This window comes from Nonlabens ponticola, assembly GCF_003966335.1.
Classification (GTDB): Bacteria; Bacteroidota; Bacteroidia; order Flavobacteriales; family Flavobacteriaceae; genus Nonlabens; species Nonlabens ponticola.
This window is the reverse complement of the sequence record NZ_CP034549.1, coordinates 555281-579643: the sequence shown is the minus strand read 5'-3', so window position 1 is coordinate 579643 and position 24363 is coordinate 555281. Positions and strand designations below refer to the sequence as shown.

At 40.6% G+C, this 24363-nt stretch carries 22 protein-coding genes and 1 tRNA gene; 16 read left to right on the top strand and 7 right to left on the bottom strand.

Going from position 1 to position 24363, the window contains the following annotated elements:
* Positions 1-396 precede the first annotated feature (396 nt).
* The 5 genes from rnr to EJ995_RS02465 all read left to right on the top strand — a co-directional run bounded on the left by rnr (position 397) and on the right by EJ995_RS02465 (position 4922).
* The gene (gene rnr / locus EJ995_RS02480; protein ID WP_126445282.1) at positions 397-2598 is read left to right on the top strand and encodes a ribonuclease R; all 2202 of its coding nucleotides are present in this window, start codon (positions 397-399) and stop codon (positions 2596-2598) included.
* Positions 2598-2765 (top strand): hypothetical protein, encoded by a 168-nt coding sequence (locus tag EJ995_RS13125; RefSeq protein WP_164549862.1) that lies wholly within the window; start codon positions 2598-2600, stop codon positions 2763-2765. The genes rnr and EJ995_RS13125 overlap by 1 nt, the downstream gene beginning before the upstream one ends.
* A 3-nt stretch (positions 2766-2768) precedes the next feature.
* Positions 2769-3197, top strand: a complete 429-nt coding sequence (locus EJ995_RS02475) for a DUF6265 family protein (RefSeq protein ID WP_126445280.1) — start codon at positions 2769-2771, stop codon at positions 3195-3197.
* Positions 3198-3256: 59 nt separating this feature from the next.
* Complete coding sequence (locus EJ995_RS02470; RefSeq protein ID WP_126445279.1) at positions 3257-3925, top strand: head GIN domain-containing protein; 669 nt, start codon at positions 3257-3259, stop codon at positions 3923-3925.
* A 103-nt stretch (positions 3926-4028) separates the two neighbouring features.
* Positions 4029-4922 (top strand): LysE family translocator, encoded by an 894-nt coding sequence (locus EJ995_RS02465; protein WP_126445277.1) that lies wholly within the window; start codon positions 4029-4031, stop codon positions 4920-4922.
* 22 nt (positions 4923-4944) lie between these two features.
* Here EJ995_RS02465 and EJ995_RS02460 read toward each other — a convergent pair.
* Both EJ995_RS02460 and folB read right to left on the bottom strand, forming a co-directional pair.
* Positions 4945-5015: transfer RNA gene (locus EJ995_RS02460), tRNA-Cys, on the bottom strand.
* Positions 5016-5093: 78 nt separating this feature from the next.
* The gene (folB, locus tag EJ995_RS02455) at positions 5094-5453 is read right to left on the bottom strand and encodes a dihydroneopterin aldolase (protein WP_126445275.1); all 360 of its coding nucleotides are present in this window, start codon (positions 5451-5453) and stop codon (positions 5094-5096) included.
* A 198-nt stretch (positions 5454-5651) separates the two neighbouring features.
* On the opposite strand from folB, the gene EJ995_RS02450 reads away from it, so the two are divergent.
* The 4 genes from EJ995_RS02450 (at position 5652) to EJ995_RS02435 (ending at position 8512) form a co-directional block, all read left to right on the top strand.
* Positions 5652-7334 (top strand): glutamine--tRNA ligase/YqeY domain fusion protein, encoded by a 1683-nt coding sequence (locus tag EJ995_RS02450; protein ID WP_126445273.1) that lies wholly within the window; start codon positions 5652-5654, stop codon positions 7332-7334.
* Between the two features lie 218 nt (positions 7335-7552).
* Entirely contained in the window at positions 7553-7930 is a 378-nt protein-coding gene (locus EJ995_RS02445; protein WP_126445271.1) for a YtxH domain-containing protein, read from the top strand.
* Between the two features lie 5 nt (positions 7931-7935).
* On the top strand, positions 7936-8322 hold the full coding sequence (locus EJ995_RS02440; RefSeq protein ID WP_126445269.1) for a phage holin family protein: 387 nt from the start codon (positions 7936-7938) through the stop codon (positions 8320-8322).
* Positions 8300-8512 carry a DUF6327 family protein gene (locus EJ995_RS02435; protein WP_241234675.1) on the top strand — a complete coding sequence of 71 codons (213 nt, stop codon included), beginning with the start codon at positions 8300-8302 and terminating at the stop codon, positions 8510-8512. Before EJ995_RS02440 ends, EJ995_RS02435 begins: the two co-directional genes overlap by 23 nt.
* Before the next feature lie 78 nt (positions 8513-8590).
* Here EJ995_RS02435 and EJ995_RS02430 read toward each other — a convergent pair whose 3' ends face one another.
* Entirely contained in the window at positions 8591-9589 is a 999-nt protein-coding gene (locus tag EJ995_RS02430; protein WP_126445267.1) for an SPFH domain-containing protein, read from the bottom strand.
* Positions 9590-9656: 67 nt separating this feature from the next.
* Here EJ995_RS02430 and EJ995_RS02425 point away from each other — a divergent pair, with 67 nt between their 5' ends.
* On the top strand, positions 9657-10286 hold the full coding sequence (locus EJ995_RS02425) for a hypothetical protein (RefSeq protein ID WP_126445266.1): 630 nt from the start codon (positions 9657-9659) through the stop codon (positions 10284-10286).
* On the opposite strand, the gene gltX is transcribed toward EJ995_RS02425, so the two are convergent.
* Together gltX and EJ995_RS02415 are read right to left on the bottom strand one after the other, a co-directional pair.
* The gene (gene gltX / locus EJ995_RS02420; protein ID WP_126445264.1) at positions 10283-11797 is read right to left on the bottom strand and encodes a glutamate--tRNA ligase; all 1515 of its coding nucleotides are present in this window, start codon (positions 11795-11797) and stop codon (positions 10283-10285) included. The two genes, EJ995_RS02425 and gltX, sit on opposite strands and share 4 nt — an antisense overlap.
* 119 nt (positions 11798-11916) lie before the next feature.
* Positions 11917-12972: an alkane 1-monooxygenase gene (locus EJ995_RS02415; protein WP_126445262.1), complete on the bottom strand. Its 1056-nt coding sequence runs from the start codon at positions 12970-12972 to the stop codon at positions 11917-11919.
* Positions 12973-13142: 170 nt separating this feature from the next.
* Here EJ995_RS02415 and EJ995_RS02410 point away from each other — a divergent pair, with 170 nt between their 5' ends.
* The 4 genes from EJ995_RS02410 to EJ995_RS02395 are packed head-to-tail and all read left to right on the top strand — an operon-like array spanning position 13143 to position 19842.
* On the top strand, positions 13143-16706 hold the full coding sequence (locus EJ995_RS02410) for a hypothetical protein (RefSeq protein ID WP_126445260.1): 3564 nt from the start codon (positions 13143-13145) through the stop codon (positions 16704-16706).
* A complete protein-coding gene (ybeY, locus tag EJ995_RS02405) occupies positions 16699-17118 on the top strand; it encodes an rRNA maturation RNase YbeY (protein ID WP_126445258.1) in 420 nt (139 codons plus the stop codon). Before EJ995_RS02410 ends, ybeY begins: the two co-directional genes overlap by 8 nt.
* 1 nt (position 17119) lies before the next feature.
* Positions 17120-18991, top strand: a complete 1872-nt coding sequence (mnmG, locus tag EJ995_RS02400) for a tRNA uridine-5-carboxymethylaminomethyl(34) synthesis enzyme MnmG (RefSeq protein ID WP_126445256.1) — start codon at positions 17120-17122, stop codon at positions 18989-18991.
* Positions 18992-19005: 14 nt separating this feature from the next.
* A complete protein-coding gene (locus EJ995_RS02395) occupies positions 19006-19842 on the top strand; it encodes a class I SAM-dependent methyltransferase (RefSeq protein WP_126445254.1) in 837 nt (278 codons plus the stop codon).
* 117 nt (positions 19843-19959) lie between these two features.
* On the opposite strand, the gene EJ995_RS02390 is transcribed toward EJ995_RS02395, so the two are convergent.
* Both EJ995_RS02390 and EJ995_RS02385 read right to left on the bottom strand, forming a co-directional pair.
* A complete protein-coding gene (locus EJ995_RS02390; protein WP_126445252.1) occupies positions 19960-20367 on the bottom strand; it encodes a hypothetical protein in 408 nt (135 codons plus the stop codon).
* A gap of 80 nt (positions 20368-20447) precedes the next feature.
* Positions 20448-21578 carry a DNA polymerase III subunit gene (locus tag EJ995_RS02385; RefSeq protein ID WP_126445250.1) on the bottom strand — a complete coding sequence of 377 codons (1131 nt, stop codon included), beginning with the start codon at positions 21576-21578 and terminating at the stop codon, positions 20448-20450.
* Positions 21579-21654: 76 nt separating this feature from the next.
* Between EJ995_RS02385 and EJ995_RS02380 the strand changes: the two genes are divergently transcribed.
* On the top strand, positions 21655-22839 hold the full coding sequence (locus tag EJ995_RS02380; protein ID WP_126445248.1) for a phosphoglycerate kinase: 1185 nt from the start codon (positions 21655-21657) through the stop codon (positions 22837-22839).
* Positions 22840-22885: 46 nt separating this feature from the next.
* The gene (locus EJ995_RS02375; protein WP_241234674.1) at positions 22886-24361 is read left to right on the top strand and encodes a LysM peptidoglycan-binding domain-containing protein; all 1476 of its coding nucleotides are present in this window, start codon (positions 22886-22888) and stop codon (positions 24359-24361) included.
* Positions 24362-24363: the final 2 nt, after the last annotated feature.

The following is a 24363-nucleotide window of genomic DNA, read 5'->3' as shown; positions in this document are numbered from 1 at the left end:
ATTTAAATTTTTAAAAAAGAAAAATGATACTATTAATAAATGTTGATAACAGTGGGAAACAAAAAAACCTTCATAATGAAGGCTTGAGTTGTTGATAGAAAAAGGGCGTTCCTAAATCATCGGCTATATGCCGTTGAGTATGTCACTACTTAAAGAAAACATGATAATTATTCCTGATAGAAAAATGAACAGAAATAAGTAAAATGCAAACTTTCCAGGGTTTGAGGGTTGTCTTATTTTCATTTCTTGAACCTATGACCGTAAGAGCAGACATAAGTTTAACAAAGATAAAACATACTGAACTAGAGATGTTAAGGTAATGATAAAGTAGTGTGACTTTTCCTACTAGTTTTCTTAAACAAGACTGTCATTTGTAATTGAGTAACTTTACCACATATGAAAAAGAAGAAAAAAAGCGGTAAGTCTAAGTTCCCTAATCTTACCCAATCCATAACAAATACACTCAAATCAAATCCAGACCAAACCTTTAATTATAAGCAGGTTTGTGCCAAACTGGGTATAAAGGATGCGAGCGGCCGTAATCAGGTCATTAAAAAACTACACTTACTCAAATCTAAAGGTAAAATTGAAGAAGTCGATCGTGGCAAGTTCAAGTTTATTAAAGCAATTGATTACTACACAGGTAAAATTGACATCAGTTCACGTGGTACCGGTTATGTTATAACTAACGAGCTGCAGGAAGATATTATGGTTCCTAGAAGATCATTGGGTCAGGCACTCAATGGTGATGAAGTCGAGGTATATGTATATCACAGGCGTCGCGGCCAGCAACCAGAAGGTGAGATTACCAAGATTATAAAGCGCAATAAAACCGAATTTGTGGGTACCATACAGGTACACGACAAGTTTGCTTTTGTAAACGTCACAGATCACAAAATCCAGACAGATTTTTTCATCCCTAAAAAGATGATCAACAATGCCAAGGATGGTCAAGTCGTTCTCGTCGAATTTATGGACTGGAACGAGAAACAGGATTCACCTACTGGATCTGTAAAAGCAATACTTGGTGAGCCAGGTGAGCATGATACGGAGATTCATGCAATTCTTGCTCAATATGGTTTACCCTATGAATTCCCTGCGGCGGTAGAAACCCACGCTAATAATCTGGATAAAATCATTACAGATAAAGAAATCGCGTCGAGACGTGATATGCGCGAGACACTTACTTATACCATTGATCCAGCAGATGCTAAGGATTTTGACGATGCACTATCGTTCAAGAAACTAGAAAATGGCCGTTATGAAATAGGAATCCACATTGCCGATGTATCGCATTATGTCAAACCTAACACCGTATTAGAAAGTGAAGCTTACGAGCGTGCAACCTCAGTTTATTTGGTAGATCGCGTGGTACCTATGTTGCCTGAGGTTCTGTCAAATGGCGTTTGTTCTCTGAATCCACATGAGGATAAGTTGACATTTTCAGCCGTGTTTGAAATGGACGATCGCGGTAAGGTTTATAAAGAATGGTTTGGTCGCACGATCATCCATTCAGACCAGCGATTTGCTTATGAGGAAGCTCAACATATCATAGAAACTGGTAAAGGTGATATTCCTGAGGATATCTCGCTTTCGCGAAAGCGTACTCAAATCAAACCTGAAATCACAGAAGCAACTTTAACGTTAGATAAAATCGCCAAAGTAATGCGTGCACAACGTATGAAAGATGGTGCATTGAGTTTTGATAAGACCGAGGTGAAGTTTAACCTTAACGAGAATAGCGAGCCGACTGGTGTGTTCTTTAAAACTTCCAAGGACGCTAATAAATTAATCGAAGAGTTCATGCTACTAGCTAATCGCAAAGTAGCAGCCTTTATAGGTAAGCGATCGCCTAAACACACGTTTGTTTATAGAATCCATGCCGAGCCTAATGATGAGAAGTTGACGGCTCTAGCGCAATTTGTAACACGTTTTGGTCACAAATTAGACCTACGTGATCGCAAGACAGTCACTGCATCACTCAATAAATTATTAGAAGATGTAAAAGGAGGCAAGGAGCAAAATATGATCGATACGCTTGCCATACGCACCATGTCAAAAGCAGAGTATTCTACCGAGAATATAGGCCACTACGGTCTTGCCTTTGATTACTACACGCATTTTACCAGCCCAATAAGACGTTATCCAGACGTGATGGTACATCGATTATTACAGCATTATCTAGATGGTGGTAAACCAGTCAATGAAGAAGAATACCAAGAGAAATGTACGCATAGTACAGACATGGAAATACTAGCCACGAGAGCAGAACGTGACAGCATCAAATACATGCAGGTCAAGTACATGAAAGATCATGCAGATGAAGAATTCCTAGGTGTTATTTCTGGCGCGACAGATTGGGGAATTTATGTAGAAATCATACAGAATAAATGCGAAGGAATGATACGTCTAGGCGATCTAGACGATGATTCCTATGAGTATGTAGAAGAAGAGTTTGCCGTGATAGGTCGCAAGACTAAAAATGCTTACCGTCTAGGTGATGAGGTTTATGTAAAAGTTAAGAATGCAGATCTTGTTAAGAAACACCTAGATTTCTGGATGGTCGGTGCAAAGTCTGAAGTTGAAAACCAGAAATAGTGAAAACCAAAATCTGCCATACTTGCGGTGAGGAGCACACCACGTTGTACCGCATTCAGCTTACAAGTGGTAAAGAATGGGTATTTTGTTGTAAGAGCTGTACGGAGAAACATCAAAGTTTACCAGAGTATCGTTATGGCGGTACCTGGAAAGGTTATAGACATTAGATCATGAGAAAATTAAGCGTTATTCTATTAGTTTTATGTTGCGCCTGCAGCAACAATGATCCAGAGTCATTGGATTGGATATTGGGCAGCTGGCAACGTACGGATGATCCAGCAGGAAGACAATCCTATGAAGAATGGACTAAAACAGATGATGGTTATCAAGGGTTTGCCTATGCCATGAGAGATGGCGATACCATCTTTAGGGAAGAGATGAAGATCACCAAAACCGATAAATGGACATTATTTGTAGAAGGTACAAATCATAGCACTGCAACGCTCACCTCGCTTGAGTTCAAGCAGGACAGTATTTCAGTATTTAATCCAGCGTTGGATTTCCCTACTCAGATTCACTACTGGATTGCTGGTGACACGCTCAAGGCTCAAGTAGTTAATGATGTGGAAACCATCGATTTTAACTTTGTGAAGCGATAGTGTATTATCTACAACTGTAACAATTCCTTACTAGCTGCATCTTTATAAAAACACACATCATGAAATTTATTTGTATAGCTGTATTTCTGTTATCTACAATCGTTGCAATTGCACAGGATCGTGAGGTAGCCATCGACGAATTTGAGACGATCAAAACATTTGATTTGATAAAGGTTAATCTGGTAAAGGCAGACGAGAACAAGATACTTTTTCAAGGACGCGATGGTGATGATGTAGAGTTTGTAGAGCGTGATGGTTTGCTCAAAGTACGCATGAAACATGATAAGATCTTTGATGGTCAAAACACTTTTATCACTGTTTATTACACAGACATCAAAACCATTGATGCAAATGAAGGTTCCATCATTTATGCTAACGAACTAATGGAACAGGACGATCTAGAATTGCGCGTTCAAGAAGGTGCTACCATTAAGGCTGGTGTTCGTATTGACAATCTCGACGTACGTGCGGTAACAGGGGGTATCATTCAATTATCTGGTAAAGTCAATAATCAGCAGGTAGTAGTAAATACTGGTGGTATCATAGAAAACGAGGATCTTATCACAGCATACACCAGCGTCAAAGTGCAAGCTGGTGGTGAGGTTGAAGTTCACGCCACAAAGTCTGTAGATGTGAATATTAAGGCTGGCGGCGATGTGATTGTTTATGGTGATCCCAAAAAAGTCAACAAGAAAACATTATTCGGCGGTAGTGTAGTCATTCGATAACTATTCGATTTCAATTTACAATAGCTCATTGAGCCGTGTTTAAGTGGGCACATACATTTTAAAACTCTATTCCATACCTTTGATCATACCGTAAGGATCATGCATGATTGAAGATATTTACAGCGCAATACCTTTAGGGATAGGAATGGCCTTCCTGATAGGTCCGGTATTTTTTGCGTTATTAGAAACTAGCGCTATCAAGGGTTTTAGAGCAGCGCTGGCGTTTGATATAGGCGTGATTATCGCAGATATCGTCTTCCTACTAGTCGCTTATTTCATGACTAGTGCAATTCTAGAAAAACTACAGGACGATCCCGGATTATTCATTTTTGGCGGTGGTATTCTCGCTTTATATGGCGTGATATCATTTGCGCAAACACGCAAATCATACCTTAAAGAGGTTGATCCTAATGTAATTCCTGTAGCAACAAACAACTATGGTAGGTTGATGATTAAGGGATTTTTACTCAATTTTATTAATGTAGGCGTACTCGGTTTTTGGTTGGGGTTGATTTTGATATTTGGTCCGCAATTAGAAAATGACGGTAGCCGTATCTTGACCTTTTTTGGGACCGTGCTTGCCTCATACCTTGTGGTAGATCTTTTCAAGATTGCACTGGCCAAAAGTCTCAATCGCTACCTGACACCATTACGCATATTCTGGCTCAAGCGACTCATTGCCATTATCATGATGATTTGTGGTGGCGTTCTCATCTTCAAGGGCACATTTCCTGATACTACTAAACAGCTGGAAGAACAAATTGACATCATGCCAGATCTTATGGATCAAGAAAAGGTAGAAGAGGTAGAAGAAGAATTTATCAAGGAGCTAGAATCAAAAGACCTCATACCAGATAAACCTGTAGAAAAAACAGTAAGGCCTATCAAAGAAACCACACCGTTGCCTAAAGTATCGCCCAATAATAAGCCAGAAGTTGAAGTCGAGGACGATATTTTCCAGACCATAGATACCACAAAACAAAAACCCCAGCCATAAAAGCTAGGGTTTAAGAAAGTAGAGGCGTCAAGCGGATTCGAACCGCTGTACAAGGTTTTGCAGACCTTTGCCTAGCCACTCGGCCATGACGCCATTACAGGATGGCAAAAATACTAAAATTAACGTCGTTCCTACTACCGCATCATTAAGATATTTGATGCAATCATCAATTTAAGATCGTGATTGCGTCATCGCAATCGTCACTTTTTCCACATCGCCGCCTAGTGGTGGATTAAGTTTTGAGACATGCACCGTTGCCTGTTGCACCATTTCTTCCTCTTTAAAAATACGGTCCAGTATGCGCTGCGCCACTTGTTCCAGCAACTTTGATCGCACTGCCATTTCTTCCTTGATTACCTTATTGAGATACACATAATCCACAGTGTCAGACAGGTCATCGCTCTTGGCGCTGCGAGTAAGATCAGTCACCACTTCAAGATCCACACGGTATTCACTACCTATGAGCTCTTCCTCATTTAGACAGCCATGATTGGTAAACACACGTACATTCTCGAGTAAAATTTTATGCATGTGGTAAAGATAATCAGTGGTCATTCATATGCAATAATGGTTTTGGTAATTACGCTTTCGCGAAAGCATAATCCCAAACAACCACAACCATGACAATCAACTTAGAGCAAGTAGTAAACATCTTGCAAGTGGGCTCTCAAATCATGTACTAAGATTGAACAATCGAAATCGTAACTTTGTCCCTTAATTTTTGAGAAGATGAGCGATCTAGAAAAGCGTAACAATTTTATAGAAGATATTATTGACGAAGACCTGCAACAAGGTCTTTCACAGGATAAGTTGCGTTTTAGATTTCCGCCAGAGCCTAATGGTTTCCTGCACATAGGTCATGCCAGTGCCATTTGCCTCAACTTTGGGTTGGGCGAGAAGTACAATCGACCAGTAAACCTGCGATTTGATGATACAAATCCAGCCAAAGAAGAAGCAAAATACGTAGAAGCTATCAAGAATGATGTAGAGTGGTTGGGCTTTAAATGGGACAATCTATGCTACGCATCAGATTATTTCCAGCAGTTGTATAATTGGGCGATTGAGTTGATCAAGGATGGAAAGGCCTATGTGGATTCACAATCCAGCGAGGCCATCGCAGAGCAAAAAGGAACACCGACTGAACCTGGTACAAATAGTCCATATCGCAACCGCAGCGTAGAGGAAAATTTAGAGCTTTTTGAAGGTATGAAAAGCGGGAAATATGGTGAAGGTGAACATGTATTAAGAGCCAAAATCGATATGCAATCCACCAACATGCTCATGCGTGATCCCATCATGTACAGAGTGGTGGACAAGCCACATCACCGTACCGGTACAGACTGGAAGATCTACCCAATGTATGACTGGACGCACGGCGAGAGCGATTATATAGAGCAAATCTCACACTCATTTTGTACGCTGGAATTCCTGCCACATCGTGAGCTGTACAATTGGTTTCTAGATCAATTAGTAGATCCTAATAAAGTACGTCCTAAACAACGTGAGTTTGCAAGACGCAACGTTTCACACACGGTTACTAGTAAGAGAAAATTGCAACATCTGGTAGAGCAAAATCTAGTCACTGGTTGGGATGATCCACGTATGACAACCATTTCTGGTTTGCGCCGTCGTGGTTATACGGCAGATGCTATCAAGAATTTTGCAGACTCTGTAGGTATCGCGCGTCGTGAGAATATGGTCGACATGAACCACCTAGAATTTCACTTGCGTGAGGATCTCAATAAAAAGGCAGATCGTGTGATGTGTGTGCTGGACCCAGTAAAACTAGTGATCACAAACTATCCAGAGGATCAAGTAGAGATGCTGCAGGCAGAAAATAGTCAGGAAGACGAGTCTCGCGGTTATAGAGAAGTACCATTTTCTAGAGAGCTGCTTATAGAGCGTGAGGATTTTAAAGAAAGTGCCAATAAGAAATACTTCAGACTTTCCATAGGCAAAGAAGTGCGCCTCAAGAACGGTTACATCATCAAGGGTGAAGGTTGCCTAAAGGATGCAGATGGCAATATCACAGAGATTCACGCCACCTATGATCCAGATTCAAAAAGCGGCAGCGGTACAGAGGCTAGCATGCGTCGCGTTAAAGGAACACTTCACTGGGTAAGTGCCCAGCACGCCGTACCTGTTGAGGTTAGGCTATACGATCGATTGTTCACCGTACCATCACCAGATACTGACAAGGACAAGGACTTTATGGAGTTCGTGAATAAAGACTCACTGGAAGTTATTACAGCGATGGCAGAGCCTGCGATGAAGAATCTCCAGATAGGTGACACAGTACAATTTCAGCGACTGGGATACTTCTGTGTAGATCCAGATACAACTGCGGACAATATGGTTTTCAACCGTACGGTAACATTGCGTGATACTTGGGCAAAGATTGATAATGCATGATGGATTTAGATTAGTTACGCTTTCGCGAAAGCGGAATTATAAATACTCTTTCTAACAACCTGTTATTAACCGCTCTAGGTTTTAACGTGATTTTATACAAATTCCAGATATTGGGATGGATTTAATAGTTGCTAACTGTAAGGTTAACTGCACATTAACTTAAACGGCTGTAAGGAAATTTATCTTTGTTACTTAAATTAATTATTACAAGAAATAAAATGGCAAAGACAGGAAATACATTAGTAGCATTAGTAGCTGGAGCAGCAATAGGAGCAGTAGCTGGTTTACTTTATGCACCAGAAAGCGGTGAGAAAACTCGTAAGAATCTTTCTAAGAAAGCAAAGAAAACACAAGCTGATATCGAGGCTTCAACCCGTAAGACTTATAATGATCTTACCACTAAGGCTACCGAATTTAAAGGAACGGTGAGCGAGCGTATAGACAGCGCACTATCAACTGCAAGCTATGCAGCAGATGATGCTATTGTTGCACTAGAAAATAAGCTGGAGCAATTGAGAGCAAAAAACGCAAAATTACAGCAGCCTAGCAGTGTAAATGGTGCAGTGAAGACTGCAGCAGCTAAGACCAAAGCATAATAGATTTGGGAAAAGGCATCAAAGACAATTTTGAAGAATTTACATCGACGGCTCAAGATTATATTGAGTCGTCGATTGCTTATTACCAATTAGACTTTTATAAGAAGTCGATGAAAGGTATCATCGACGGCGTACACAAGATTATTCTCGCATTCTTCTTACTCATTGCGTTACTCTTTTTAAGTGTTGCATTGAGTATTTATATAGGTAATGCGGTAGATAGCCTTCCTTTAGGATATCTGATTGTGGGTGCCATTTATTTAGTCATAATGGTCATATGTGCCATTGTATTGAAGCCTATCTTAACTAAGATTATCTTGACTAGAACAAGTCAATCTTTTTTCAATTCACCTAAAGACATCACGATAGATGAGCCTGAAGACGTACACTGATTTTGAACAAATAGATAGAGATCTTCAAATCCTCAAGTTGGAGCAGAAGATTGACTTTGAAAAGATGAAGATGAACGTTCAAGACGTGAAAGAAAGTTTTTCACCCATCAACGTGGTATCAGGAATCTTTGGGAATATCATCAAAAAGGCTTTGATACTAAAAACGGTCAATAAGCTCATAGGTAAATAATAAATATCATTACCCTAAATAAAAAAATCGGCTAGACATCACGTCTAGCCGATTTTGCATTATAAGTTATTTGATGATCTATAAGTCATCATCGTATCCACTTTCAGGAAGGTCTGTACTAGGAGGCAGTTCACGTTTCTCTTTCCTCTCACGTGCTTCTCTCTTAACATTATCCTTTCTCATTTGTTCACCTATCTGCGCACTTGCGGTAAAACTTGCAATCATATTATTCAACATGTCGCTACCTGCTTGTGGCGAGTTAGGTAATAGGATGAGATTAGAATTAGTTTCTTCACCTATGGATTGCAGTGTGTCATAGTGTTGTGTCACAACAATAAGCGCACTTGCTTCTTGAGAGTTGATACCTACGTTATTCAGTACATCAACACTTTCTTCCAGTCCACGAGCAATCTCACGACGCTGGTCTGCAATACCTTGACCTTGTAGGCGCTTAGATTCTGCTTCTGCGCGTGCTTTTGCGACTATCTTGATACGTTCTGCTTCTGCTTCATATTCTGCGGCTATTTTCTCGCGCTCTGAGGCGTTTATACGGTTCATAGCAGCCTTGACCTGTACATCAGGATCAATGTCTGTTACAAGCGTTTTAATGATGTCATAACCATAATCCATCATGGCTTCATTAAGTTCACGCTTTACTGCTATCGCGATATCATCTTTTTTCTCAAAAACAAAATCCAGTTTCATTTTAGGAACCTCGGCACGTACCACATCAAACACATAAGCAGTAATCTGATCACGCGGATTCTCTAGACGATAGAATGCGTCATAAACTTTTTCCTTACGCACTTGGAATTGTACGGAGATCTTAAGACGTACAAATACATCATCCTTAGTTTTAGTTTCAACAATAACATCCAGTTGCTGGATCTTTAAATTGATACGTCCAGCAACACGATCGATCACTGGCACTTTAAATTGCAGTCCCGAGTGGCGTATGCTGGTAAATTTTCCAAAACGTTCTATAATAGCAGCAGTTTGCTGCTTAACAGTAAAAAATGCTGCGATAATGATAAAGAAACCTATCAATAGCAGCGGTACGAGAACAATTAAATCCATGGTTAGTGTAAATTTTTAAGTGATTAACAATTGATTAGTCTTAAGTTTACGAGTATAGTTACAAATTATGAAAATCTACCTCGTACTTTCTTTTTGTTTGTTCGGTCTGTACTTATCAGCTCAACGCACTTACAGTAGTATTAATAGACTAGGAATAGGAGCCGATGCTACCTTTCTACAATTAGAAAGCGATCAGGTCAATATAGAAAGCGAGACAGGATTTGCAGGATATCTAGAGACTAGAGGTGATTTCAATCGGTATTTTGATATGGTCTATTCTGTTGGGATCTTCAATCATAAATTCAATGTAGAAGAATTTCAATCTACTGAAACGATTGACATGAGCGTGATAGGTGCAGAGGTGAAGCTTCTGCTAGCCTGGCGCGTTTTTGGTTCACCATACTTCACGATAGAAGCCGGTCCTGCCGTCATGGTCAATGGTGAGTTCAAAATTGACGATTCAGATCTCAGCAGGTTTGTAGGTACGACAGACCCTATTCTAGTATCAGAATTTGAAAAAACCAACCCTATCAACATCAATGCTGTTGGTGGCTTTTCTGCCGGTATCAACAATGTGCGCATTACGGCACATTATCATTATGCTTTCCTAGATTCACTAGATAGCCAAACAGTAAGCGGCAGCGATGTCGATGGAAAATTAAGTTATGTATCCGCCGGTTTGAGGCTGTATTTCTAGCCTAACTGTTCGCTGGCAAACCGTATGCGTGAAATTGTCTCATCAACACCTATCATACTCGCGATTTCAAAAACGTCGGGTCCCATAAGGCTACCTACCAGCGATAGTCTAAGCGGCATCATCACCTTACCAAAACCCATTTCCTGTTCCTTGATCCAGCCTTTTACCGCATTGCTTAATTCTAATGCTGTCGTGTCTCCTGCTTTTTGAATCACATCAATAACATGTTGCATAAGGTCGCTCGTGTCATCTTTCCATGATTTTGAAGCAGCTTTGTTATCAAATTCCTTAGGTGCAGTAAAGAAAAAGCCTGCGAGTTCAAATAAGTCTTCTACAAACACGGCACGTTCTTTCACCAGACCAACGATGATATTGACATAATCCTGTGACTTGTAGTCGATGTTTTTTTCTTGTAACGCTTTCGCGAAAGCGGAACCTATGACGGCATCGTCCTGCTGCACAAACCACTGTTGCTGAAACCACTTAGTTTTTTCAGGATCAAATTTAGCACCTGATGAATTCACTCTATCTAGGTCAAAGGCATGAATAAGCTCCTTTAAGGTAAATAATTCCTGCTCAGTTCCTGGATTCCAACCTAGAAAAGCAAGCATGTTGATTACGGCTTCAGGCAAATAACCGTCTTCTCGATAACCAGTACTGGATGAACCTACTTCAGGATTCCACGCTAGCGGGAAAACAGGAAAACCCAGCTTATCACCATCGCGCTTGCTTAATTTTCCTTTACCGGTAGGCTTGAGGATCAATGGTAAGTGCGCAAATTTAGGCGCGTCCCAACCAAAACTTTCATACAATAACACGTGCAAAGCCATACTAGGCAACCACTCTTCACCACGTATCACGTGCGATATTTTCATCTCGTGATCGTCCACAATATTCGCGAGGTGATAGGTAGGCATACCATCACTTTTGAACAACACCTTATCATCCAGTAAGCTTGTGTCAATCTCAATGCCTTTGCGTATTTCATCATGCATGAATAACGTCTTAAGCTCTGGCTTAAAACGTATGGTATAGGCATCACCAGATGCAATGCGATCACGCACCTCGTTATTGGATAGTGTCAATGAGTTGGTAAACTGGTCGCGGTTGTGATGGTTGTAGATAAAAGTTTCCTTATTAGATTCTGCTTTTTGTCTTGCTTCTGCAAGTTCCTCAGCAGTATCAAACGCATAGTAAGCAGCACCTTTTTCTACTAATTGTAAGGCGTAATCACGGTATCTATCCTTGCGCTCGCTTTGACGATATGGACCGTAATTAGCCTCTTTTCCAGGTCCTTCATCATAAGGTATGTTACACCAGTTGAGTGCCTCGATGATGTAATCTTCTGCACCAGGAACATATCTATTCTGGTCAGTATCCTCAATACGTAGGATGAAAGTGCCGTTATGTTTTTTGGCAAACAGGTAGTTGAAAAGCGCTGTGCGCACACCACCTATATGCAACGGCCCAGTTGGGCTAGGAGCAAATCTTACACGTACATCTTGAGTCATATCTAGGCAATTTTTTGAGATTGCAAAGATAAAGAATGCTTATCGCGAGTAAAAGGGATGTTGATCTTATGTCGTTACGAACGGATTGCGTAATAGATTAGGAGCTAACAAGATGTTTTTCAAGCAGCTGTTTGCAATGCCACCATCTCTTTAGGCACGTGCTTGTTTACAATGGCAAACCATAGCGGTGGTATGGTAGCAATTACCATCATGGTAGGATACCCGTAAGGCAGTTGTGGGCTTATGTCGTGATAATCCAGTACTTGATATTTCTTGCTTGCACGATAGTGGTGATCGCTGTGTCTGGTCAATTCGTATAACAAAATGCGACCTAAAGCATGATTAGAATTCCAGCTGTGCATTTCTCGCACGATTTCATATCGCCCAGATTTTTTCTGTGCACGGCGCAAACCATAATGTTCCAGGTAATTGATAATTTCCAATAAGGTAAAGCCTACAATTCCTACTGCTATAGCAATAAGAGCCGTCGCTGGCGATAAGACTACAGCAATGAGCGCGATATAGGATATTTGAATTATCGTGTACCACAGCATATCATTCTTGAACGAGAAGAAAGACCTTTCGGCTGCGTTGTTCAATCTGGATTGAATTTCCCAAGCGCTAGAATATTGACTGCTCACTGATCGTATCCAGAAAGCATACAAATTCTCATTGTATCGTGCGCTTGCTGGATCATCTGGAGTGGCAGCTTTCAAATGATGACCGTAATTGTGCTCGATATAAAAATGCATGTAGTGGCTAGGTAATAGCAAGGCCTTGCCCAAAAAGCGTTCCCACGTATCTTGACGGTGACCTAGTTCGTGAGCCACGTTGATACCATTACTTCCTGCAACGATACCTAGGGAAAATACTAAGCCAATAATCTCGTAGGTTTCAAACGCACTAATGGAGTAGGTATAGAAACCATAGCCCAACACCCCAAAAACAATAGGAACATTAAGCCATAGCAGCATATCAAAAAATTTATTGGCTATTTTTTCTTCACGCTCGTCATCTTCAAGATTGCTTTTTAAGGACGGCATCCACAATTCCAGAAATGGAACAATCCCAAAAATGACCAATGGTGTCAGGTATAAAGACCAGCCACCATAATAGATGCTGACAACACACAATATAGGTACAACATATGCGGTTAAATATTTGAGATCTTTCATAATTTTAATTTACTGCAGGATTAAAAGTAAACCATAAAAATTTGTTAATCAAATCTTTTGATGCTGCAACCTCAAGACGATTCAGATTTATAGGAACTTCTACTAGGTTGATAGTCATTACCTTTGTAGTCATTAAATGCACAAGTAATCAACAACGCAACAATTAGCCATTGAGCAATTTTGAAATCATACAGGTAAAGCTTGAAAAGTTCATAGGTAAATTTTACCTCAATGATCTGTTGCGAGGTGCGCTGTTATTTCTTGCTATTGGTTTGCTTTATTTTCTCACGACCGCGCTAATAGAGCATTTTTTATGGCTCAGCAGCTTGGGAAGAACCATTTTATTCTGGTTGTTTATCATTGTAGAGTTAGCACTTTTAATCAAGTTTGTCTTTATTCCATTGGCGCGTTTGCTACGATTGGCTCGCGGCATCGATTTTAGAGATGCTAGTAATATCATTGGCAATTATTTTCCAGAAGTGTCTGACAAGCTGGTCAACGTGTTGCAGTTGCACTCTAGCGGTGGCGATGACGATCTCACATGGGCTAGTATCAATCAGAAGAGTGAAGAACTTAAGCCTATACCTTTTTCACTAGCCATTGATTTAGGCAGTAACAAGAAGTACTTAAAATACCTCGCGATACCGCTAGTGATTATTGCAGCCATTTTCTTTACCAATAATGACGAGATGCTAACCTCTAGTGCCAGTAGAGTAGTAGATTATTCTAATGAATACATTCCACCAGCGCCATTCACTTTTACGGTAGTCAATGGTGATTTATCGACCCTGCAGGGAACGAACTTTCAGTTACAAGTAAATGTTACAGGTGACAAGCTCCCAGAGAATGCAAGCATATTATACGACGGTCAAGAATATTTCATGACACAAATATCGCCTAGCTCGTACACATTTGACTTTGAGCGCCCAGAAGATGATATTGATTTCTATATCGCTGCAAACGATGTGCGCAGTATGGATTATAAGCTTCAGGTAAACAGCGTTCCTACCATCAGTGAGTTTACCATGATGCTGGACTACCCTAATTATACGGGTAAAGTAGATGAAAAGATCAACGGCACCGGTAACGCTATAATACCGCAGGGAACCGTGGTCACGTGGAACATTGGCGCGCTGTCAACACAGTTGGTACAATACAAATCGGGTGGTGATGAGGCTATCAATTTTGATAAGGTTGGTGATGATTTTGCTTTCGCGAAAGCGGTACTTAACGACCTACCCTATACCGTAAGTACTAGCAACGAGAATGTATCAGGCTATGAACAATTGGACTTTAATCTCGAAGTCATCACAGATGAGTTTCCTGAGTTAAAGGTAGAAATGAAGCGAGACTCCATCGAGGAGCGTGTGATGTATTTTAATGGACAGGCCGCAGATGATTATGGCCTTAGATCCATTGATCTGGTATATTTTAAAAATGATCAACCACAGGAATTGCAACTCAAGAAGATTGCCTTCTCCAGCGGTGCTGCCTTTCACCAATTCTTGACAAGCTTTCCTGGCGACGTACAATTAGAGCGTGGTCATGAGTACAGCCTCTATTTTGAAGTTGTCGACAATGATGCGATCCACAATTACAAGTCTGTAAAATCACAAACGTTCACATTCTCACAGCCCACATTGCCACAAGAGCAAGAAGAACAGTTGAAGAACCAGAAACAATCGCTTTCCAGCCTTGAAAAGGCACTTGAAGAGCAAAAACAGGAGCAAAAAGCCTTAGAAAATCTGTCTCAAGAGCAAATAGAGAAGCGATCAAGATCCTTTAGTGATAGGCGTAAGCTTGAACAAGCGCTACAAAAACAGCAGCAGCAGGAAAAAACTATACAGCAGCAACTTAAACAACTAGACAAGCAACTTGACAAAACATCAGAGCCGGATGAGCGCAAAAAGCAATTACAGGAGCGCATGCAAGAATCAGTCAAGCAATCCAAAAAGAATGAAGAATTACTCAAACAACTAGAGGAATATCAGGATAAGATATCCAAAGAAGAATTGCAGGAAGAATTACAAAAGGCACAAAAAAACACTAAGCAACAACAGCGCAGTCTAGAGCAATTGTTGGAGTTGACTAAGCGCTATTATGTTGCCCAAAAGTTCGAGCAATTAGGTAAGAAGTTACAAGAAATAGCGCAGCGTCAACAAGAGTTATCCAAAAAAAGTGATGCTACTAATACTAAGGAAGCGCAAGAGATACTCAATGAGGAATACAAGAAATGGGAACAGGAACTTAGAGACCTGGAAAAGGAGAATGAGGACCTCAAGCAAGACATGAATCTCGATTTTTATCCAGAAGATGGTGATGAGATCAAGGATGAGCAGCAACAGGCAACGGACGATTTGGAAAAGGCGTCACCTAAGGATGCACAAGACAATCAAAGTAAGGCAGCACAGCTTATGAAAAAGCAAGCTGCCAAGATGCAAAAAGATATGCAAAGCATGGAGGCTGAGGCAAAGGAAGAGGATGCCGAATCTTTACGTCAGGTATTGGACAACCTAATTGTTTTCTCTCAAGAGCAAGAGGATTTACTCGATGAGGTAAAAAGTATCACCGCCAATAGCCTATCTTATGGCAAGACGTTGCGTTTACAAAAAGAGCTCGAGACTGTTTTTAAGCACGTGGATGATAGCTTGTTTTCGTTAAGTACCCGCAATCCTGAGGTAGGTGAGAAGATCAATAAAGAGGTGATAGATATCTACTACAATCTTGAAAAATCCTTAGAAAGATTGGGTGATCTTGATATACCGGCTGGACAGGTGTCACAGCAATCAAGTCTCAAAGGGGCAAATGCACTTGCCGCGATGTTAAGCGGTGTGCTTGATCAGCTTAACTCTCCAGCTATTCCTGGTAAACCTCAAAAAGGAGGTCAAGGCGCTGGATTCCAATTGCCAGATATTATTAAGAAACAAAAAAGCCTAGGTGAAAAAAAAGGTGAAGGAGAGAAAGAAGGCGATGGCGATGGAGAAAAGCCTGGTGACGGCAAAGGTGATAAACCAGGAGAAGGAAAGCCGGGCAATAGTGGCGCACCAGGCCAGCAAGGTGAAAGTGGCACGAGTGGATCAGGGCAATCACATGGCAGTCAAGGCACATCTGGACAAGGTTCTGGTCAATCGGGCGAGAACGGGCAAGCAGGTCAATCAGGAAATCCAGGCCAGGCTGGGCAAGGTCAACAAGGAGAAAACGGACAAGGTCAAGGATCCGAAAGTCAAAATGGTACTAATGGATCAACAGGTCAAGGTAATGGAGATGGGAATGGATCTGGTGAAGGCTTAAATGGCGACAAGCAGTCTTATCAAGAGTCTGAAGAGGAAAGTCAGCGTATTTACGAAATTTACAAACAACAACAAGAATTGCGCAATCAGTTAGAAGATATGATTATTGATGAAGGCTTGCAGCAAAAGGTGGATGAGATACGCGATCAGATGAAAGGTGTGGAACGTAAGTTGCTGGATCAAGGGTTCAACCGCGATGTGCAAAATGAGATGTCTGAGATCTTGTATGATTTGCTCAAGCTCAAAGATGCAAACCTTGAACAAGGAAAGGACGAGCAACGTCAATCAAATGCAAACCAGCGCCAGTATATCAATACCGCTTCACAGCTGGATGCCACTATACAGAGATACTTTGAGAACAAAGAAATACTCAATAGACAAGTATTACCTTTGCAACCACAATACAAGGGTAAGGTGAAATCCTATTTCAAAACCAATGATTGAGTTTGATTCGCAGAACAACTTTGAATTCTCCTCTCCGAAGAATTACATTGAGTGGTTGAATCGTGTTGCAGATAGTGAGAATTGCTCTATCAAGTCATTGAATTATGTTTTTTGTAGTGACGAGTTCTTGTTGGACATTAATCAACAGCACTTGAATCATGATACCTTTACGGACATTATCACTTTTGATTATTCGGTAGATGATGTTTTGGAAGGCGAGATATACATTTCTACGGATCGTGTAAATGAGAATGCTTTCATCTACAATGTCAGTCAAGATGACGAGTTAAGAAGAGTCATGGTTCATGGTCTTTTACACATGATAGGTTATGGAGATAAGACCGACGAAGAGTCTGCCAAAATGAGACTATTGGAATCGCAGAAGATGCAAATGTTTCACGTGAAACAATGATATGTTTTTAGAAGAATATGACGTTATAGTAGTTGGTGCAGGCCACGCAGGAAGCGAGGCAGCTGCTATTGCCGCGACCATGGGCGCAAGTACTTTATTGGTCACCATGAACCTCCAAACAATCGCGCAAATGTCTTGCAATCCTGCGATGGGTGGTATTGCCAAGGGCCAAATTGTACGTGAGATTGACGCTTTAGGTGGATATAGCGGCATTATAAGCGATAAAAGTGCCATCCAATTCAAGATGCTTAATAAAAGCAAAGGTCCAGCAATGTGGTCTCCTCGTACACAGAATGACCGTATGCGTTTTGCTGAGGAGTGGCGTTTACAGTTAGAAGCCTTACCAAATCTCGACTTTTATCAAGAAATGGTTTCGGGCCTCATTATAGAAGGCGAAAAGGTAGTCGGCGTTAGATCATCTCTGGGACTAGAAATACGAGGTAAATCAGTAGTGCTGACTAATGGAACTTTTCTAAATGGATTGATCCATATTGGAGAAAAGCAATTCGGTGGTGGTAGATCTGGTGAGCGAGCTAGTACCGGAATCACCGAGCAATTAATTGATCTTGGTTTCGAGTCTGGTAGAATGAAGACAGGAACGCCGCCAAGAGTGGATGGTCGATCGCTAGATTACTCTAAGATGGTGCCGCAACCAGGTGATGTAGAGGTGTCAAAATTCAGCTATGGTAATCGCACTAGCAAGCTGAAACATCAGCGCGACTGTCACATGACTTATACAAGTCCTTTGGTTCACGATTTACTTCGAGAAGGATTTGATCGCAGTCCTATGTTTAATGGACGCATTCAATCAATAGGTCCACGTTATTGTCCGTCAATCGAGGATAAGATCGACCGCTTTGCAAGTAAGGACAGACACCAGATGTTTATTGAACCAGAAGGTTGGGATACGGTAGAGGTCTATGTAAATGGATTCAGCACTTCACTACCAGAAGATGTGCAATTTAAAGCGCTGCGATCTGTAGTTGGTTTTGAGAAAGTCAAATTCTTTAGGCCAGGTTATGCCATTGAGTATGATTATTTCCCACCGACGCAACTCAAACACACGTTAGAAACTAAGATTATCGATGGACTTTATTTTGCGGGTCAGATAAATGGAACCACAGGTTATGAAGAAGCCGCATCACAAGGCTTGATGGCCGGTATTAATGCCGTGAGAAAAATCAGAGAAGAAGAAGCCTTCATTCTACGTCGTGATGACGCATACATTGGTGTGTTAATAGATGACCTTATCACAAAAGGAACAGACGAGCCTTATCGTATGTTTACCTCAAGAGCAGAATATCGTACGTTGCTGCGCCAGGATAATGCAGATTTGAGATTGACGCCTATGGGCCACGAAATAGGTACTGTTAGCGAAGAAGCAATCCGAAGGGTCGAGCGCAAGGCTCGCGAAGCCGATAAAATGGTCTCATTTTTACGCGATACCAGCTTTGATTTTAATGAGATGAACGAGTTATTGGATAAAAAAGGCAGTGCTCGAGTTACCCAAAATGCGAAGCTATTTAAAGTTTTCTCAAGGCCAGTCATTGACTTAAAAGACATAAGCACTATTTCTCAAGTCGATCAATATTTAAAAGAAAATGATTTAGACGACGATATCTTAGAGCAAGTAGAGGTACAAGTTAAATATGCGGGATACATTGCTAAAGAAAAAGCGAATGCCGATAAACTGAATAGGCTAGAAGACGTTCGTATTCCAGATAACTTTGATTTCAGTCACATACAGTCCATTAGTTTTGAAGCTAGAGAAAAATTAAAGGCGGTTCAGCCAGTAAGCATTTCGCAGGCATCACGTATATCAGGCGTTTCACCTAGCGATATTTCTGTATTATTGGTTCATATGGGTCGATAGTTTCACGTGAAACAATGAGCAAAAAAAAGAAACTACATAGCAGTACCCAGGATTATTTTTTGACTCAAGAGCATTTTGATATTGTCAAAACTACAATTGATGGTTTGCTGAAAACCATGCCTATTCCATCAAACCTGGACAAGTATTATCAAAGTGATGAATACTTGAGTCATGACGACTCTAACACAGGATTATTTGCAAGCTTATATAAGACAGCAAGGAATTGGAATCTTAATAGCAAAAAATCTTTGATCAGTAAATACTTGCCAGAAGGTCCAATGTTAGATATTGGAGCGGGCAACGGTGAGCTAGTTTCCTATTTGAGAGAAAATAGATTTGATGCAATTGGTTTTGAGCCTAGCCCGCTTGCGCGAAAGTTTGCTTATCAAAAAGGGATTCAGCTGCTGGATGAGCTACCCGATGCTCAAATAAAATCCTATCGAGTGGTTACCATGTTTCATGTCCTAGAGCATGTTGAGGATTTAAGTGAGCAATTACACTATTTATCTAAAATTGTAGAGGAAGATGGTCATGTAATTATTGCGGTTCCTAATCATAAATCCCTAGACGCAAAATTATTCGGTAAGTATTGGGCCGCGTGGGATGTTCCTAGGCATTTGTGGCATTTTGATAAAAACGGTATTCAATCAGTTTTTGATGGTAAGTTTGAATTGGTCAATACAAAAGTTATGTGGCTTGATAGTTTCTATGTCTCTATTTTATCAGCGCGATATAAAAAATGGCCGCTTCCATTAGTCATAGGCGGAATCATAGGTTTATTTTCAAATATTGCTACGATTTTCACCAATCAAGCATCTTCGCATATTTACATCTTCAAAAAAGCACAATAGAGGCGTTTTGACGAACCATTTCGGATTTAGTGTATGTTTGATAATTTAAAGCTCTAAAACGTTCTCTAAAGTCATCGCAATGTGCAGTTTGAAATAGTAAAAAACTATATTATTTCCTTAAGGTATAGAATTAAGTAATTGAGCCCAGTATAGACCTAAAACTGCAATTAAAAAGTAAACCCCAATTCTTGACGTTCCTTGATAGTCTTTGATCAAGCGTAATCCAAATAAAAATATGAAGAAGAGCAAAGAGGCGGTAAAAAATCCATAACAGGCAAATTCATAATTACCCATCGTTATCAAATCATAGATTCCTAGACCACAAAACGTACTTACGGTTGCTTCAAATCCTAGAATTAAAACAATAAGAGGTTTAATAATGGGTTTCAAAAATGTTTTTGAATACATTTTTTGGTAATGCTCTAACGTTTTGCTCCATTCAATCATTTTCTCATAAGCAGACATGAGAAATGTCAAGAGCAAGAAAGAAAGAAGGATGGTAATACCAGCCGCGTTAAAGTCCATTTTTCAATTTTAGTGTGGCAATAATAGTCAGGTTTAGGCTAAATGACTTCAAATAAGAGACTTTCAATGTAAAATATCGATTATCGTGACTTTTTATGCAGAATTCGAGTTAATCCTATGCTCAAATCAGTCATTACGATCTTACCATTAGCATTACGATCTATATGATAAAGCGCATCTTCAATGGACTTTGTGATCTCAATGATACGATGTCCATCAATAAATGGAGCAAATTTTTTCAGATCAAAACTGGGACTGGTTTCTAGATAAACCGCCGTATCAGCTTTATAATTGGTAAGCATGGCTTGTCTGAAGAATTCTAAACAATAGGATAAAAACCTCTTTTGTACTTCACGGTTTTTACTAGCAATGTTTTCTGCCCACGCTATCAGGTCGGCAACAGCGCTGGGCTTTCCTTTAGCACTAAAGGCTGTACGCACCCAGTAAATAAACCATTCCTCAAATTCCTTATCTTCCGTATGATTGCTTAACAATTTGATCGCTTTATTAAAGCTTCCGTTTGCTTGTCTAGAAATCATTTCTGCTCGTGAGGCATCAATTCCATAATGGGTTTGTAAGCCTTGCGAAATATCAGCGGCACTCAACTTTGGTACGTGAAGCACTTGGCATCTTGATCTTATGGTGTTGAGAATCTGCTCTTCGCTTTCAGCGATAAGAATAAGAACTGTACCAGTTGGCGGCTCCTCGATGATCTTGAGCAGTTTGTTTGACGCAGCAACATTCATGAAATCGGCACCATAAATAATGCAGATTTTGGCACCACCTTCATAGGATTTCAAACTCAGTTTTCTTGAAAGGTCTGCAGCTTCATGCACTCGTATTTCACAAGATTTCTTCTCAATGTCTGCATATTGATACCAGTCCTGTAATAATCCATAGGGCTGTTCCTTATAAAAAGCACGCCATTCTTGAATAAAGTCGTCAGATACTGGTTTACTAGTAATCCTTGTGGTGGTTGCCACGGGAAAAACAAAGTGTAAATCAGGATGAACTAATTGTTCTACGCGTCTCATGGCATCCTTATCGCCGTTGCTAGCAAGAATATTTTTGGCATATTCTAGCGCTAGTGGTAATACACCACAACCATTGCTACCTATGAATAGTTGTGCATGAGCAACTCGATCATTTGAAACAGTGCTCTTCAAATGATTTTTTATGTGATCTAGACCTATGACTGCTTCCTGAGACATATTGCAAATATACTAGTCTGTAAAGCAGGTTATACCATAACCATTATATTTGTGTAGGCTCACAAATGCCTGATATATGAACATAGAACAAATAGATTTTAAAGATAAAAGAGCGCTCATACGAGTAGATTTCAATGTACCACTTAATGAGGAGCTACAAGTAACGGATACTACTAGAATTGAGGCTGCAAAACCAACTATCGTCCACATACTTGAGCATGGTGGATCTGTCGTGCTTATGTCGCACTTAGGACGTCCAGATGGTATTGAGGATAAATACTCGCTCAAACATATTGTAGAAACAGTATCTGATATTTTAGGAGTGCAAGTGATTTTTGCTAGTAATTGTGTTGGTGAGGAAACTCTGGAACAATCAAAAACACTGGAGTCAGGACAAGTTTTACTATTAGAAAACTTACGATTTCATCCGGAAGAGGAGCAAGGCGACACAGACTTTGCACAGCAATTGGCTCAATTAGGTGACGTTTACGTCAATGATGCCTTCGGTACTGCACATCGTGCACACGCATCAACCACTATTATTGCTCAATTTTTTAAAGAAAAGTGCTTCGGTAAGCTGATAGAGCAGGAATTGGATAGTCTTAATAAAGTCATGAATTCTCCTACATCTCCGGTAATTGCTATTTTGGGTGGTGCAAAGGTCTCTTCAAAAATTACAGTGATCGAGAACATTTTACCTAAAGTAGATCACTTGATCCTAGCTGGTGGTATGGCCTATACCTTTGTGAAAGCTCAAGGCGGCGAGATAGGTGATTCGCTTGTCGAGGATGACAAGCAAGAATTGGCTCTTGAACTTCTTGAAAAAGCCAAAGAACTTAATACACAGATTCACCTACCAGTAGATTCTGTGATTGCAGACTCATTTTCTGAGCAGGCCACACGCGACCTTTCTCCAATCGATCAAATAGCCGATGGATGGATGGGACTGGACATAGGTGAGCAATCAAGAAAAAATTTTGCTGCTGTTATTAAAGAATGTAAAACGATTCTTTGGAATGGCCCAGCAGGTGTCTTTGAGATGGACGTTTTTTCTAAAGGAACCATTGCCATTGGTAATGCTGTCGCAGATGCTACGGCTAATGGTGCTTTCTCACTTGTCGGTGGTGGCGACTCGGTTGCAGCGGTAAAACAATTTGGCTTTGAGAATAAAGTAAGTTACGTATCTACTGGTGGTGGCGCCATGCTAGAAATGCTGGAAGGAAAAACATTACCAGGAATCAAAGCAGTGCAAGAACAATAGTGGCAAGAAGATTGATCGTGTAAGTTATATGATGTACCTCAAGAAAATGTGGACACTCTTTATCCTGTTGTCCTGCGCATTGATGCAAGGGCAGGTTACAGACTCTATGGTCGTTGCCGTGGATAGTGTCAAGTTTCTGGAAACGACTAGCGTTGATCGAGCAATCGATCCCTTGCAATCGCTGGACTCACTAGTGATGAAGAACTATGAAGAGGTAGATCGATTTGATCAGGCCTACATGGACATGCTGTATGATCATGATGGCTATGAGTATTTATTTAAAAATATAGATAGCTTACCTAATGTAGGTGACTCAACATTAAGCACAGATACGCTCAAGGCGAGATTACAGCGCATAAATGAGCGCACGCCTTTTAATATTGAATACAACCCAATTCTTGAGCAGCTTATAAAAAAGCAACTTACCTACAAGCGTGTGTATCTAGAACGCATCATGACGCTTAGTGATTATTATTTCCCCATGTTTGAGGAGCAGCTGGATCGCTATGACATACCGTTAGAGATGAAATATCTAGCCGTTGTTGAGAGCGCTCTGGATCCGAAAATAAAGAGTAGAGTAGGTGCAACCGGACTCTGGCAGTTTATGTATGCAACGGGCAAAGGTTATGGGCTCGAGGTCAACTCTTATGTTGACGAGCGCATGGATCCCAATAAATCAACCATAGCGGCATGTAAATATCTCAACAGACTCTACAGCATTTATGATGATTGGGATCTGGCTCTCGCCGCTTACAACAGCGGTGCTGGTAATGTCAACAAAGCCATACGCCGTAGTGGCGGCAAGAAAAATTACTGGAATTTGCGACCGCATTTACCTAGGGAAACTGCTGGTTACGTGCCTAAATTCCAGGCGATGATGTATTTGTTCACATATGCCCAAGAGCATGGCTTTAAACCACAGCGCACTTCTAGGCTTATGATGGAGACTGATACGGTCCTGATTAAGAATCAAATCTCCTTTGATCAAATCGAGAGCCAGCTAGACATTGACAAGGAAACCATCGAGTTTTTTAATCCTAGTTACAAATTGGGAATCATACCTATAGAGCAAGGCAAACCACATTATTTGAGGCTACCTATAGAGCAGGTTGCCGTTATTGCAGGTAATGAGGATAAGGTTTACGCTTTCGCGAAAGCAGAATTTGAAAAAAGAGAACAACCATTACCAGAGCTTCTCAAGCCATCAACCAGCATTACTTATAGGGTGCGCAGCGGTGATTATCTAGGTAAAATCGCAGCACGATATAATGTTAGGGTTTCCGAAATCAAAAGATGGAATCGCCTACGCAGCAATAAATTGACAATTGGGCAGCGTCTTAAAATTAACACCACGACCGGTGCAACTAGGCAAACGGCAAAGGTCAAAAATTATGTCGTGCGATCTGGTGACAGCCTATGGGCAATATCTAGGCGCAATAACATGACCGTCAAGGAACTTAAGCGATTAAACCCTAAGGCTTCTAAGAATCTAAAACCAGGAATGACGCTGGTCTTAAAATAATA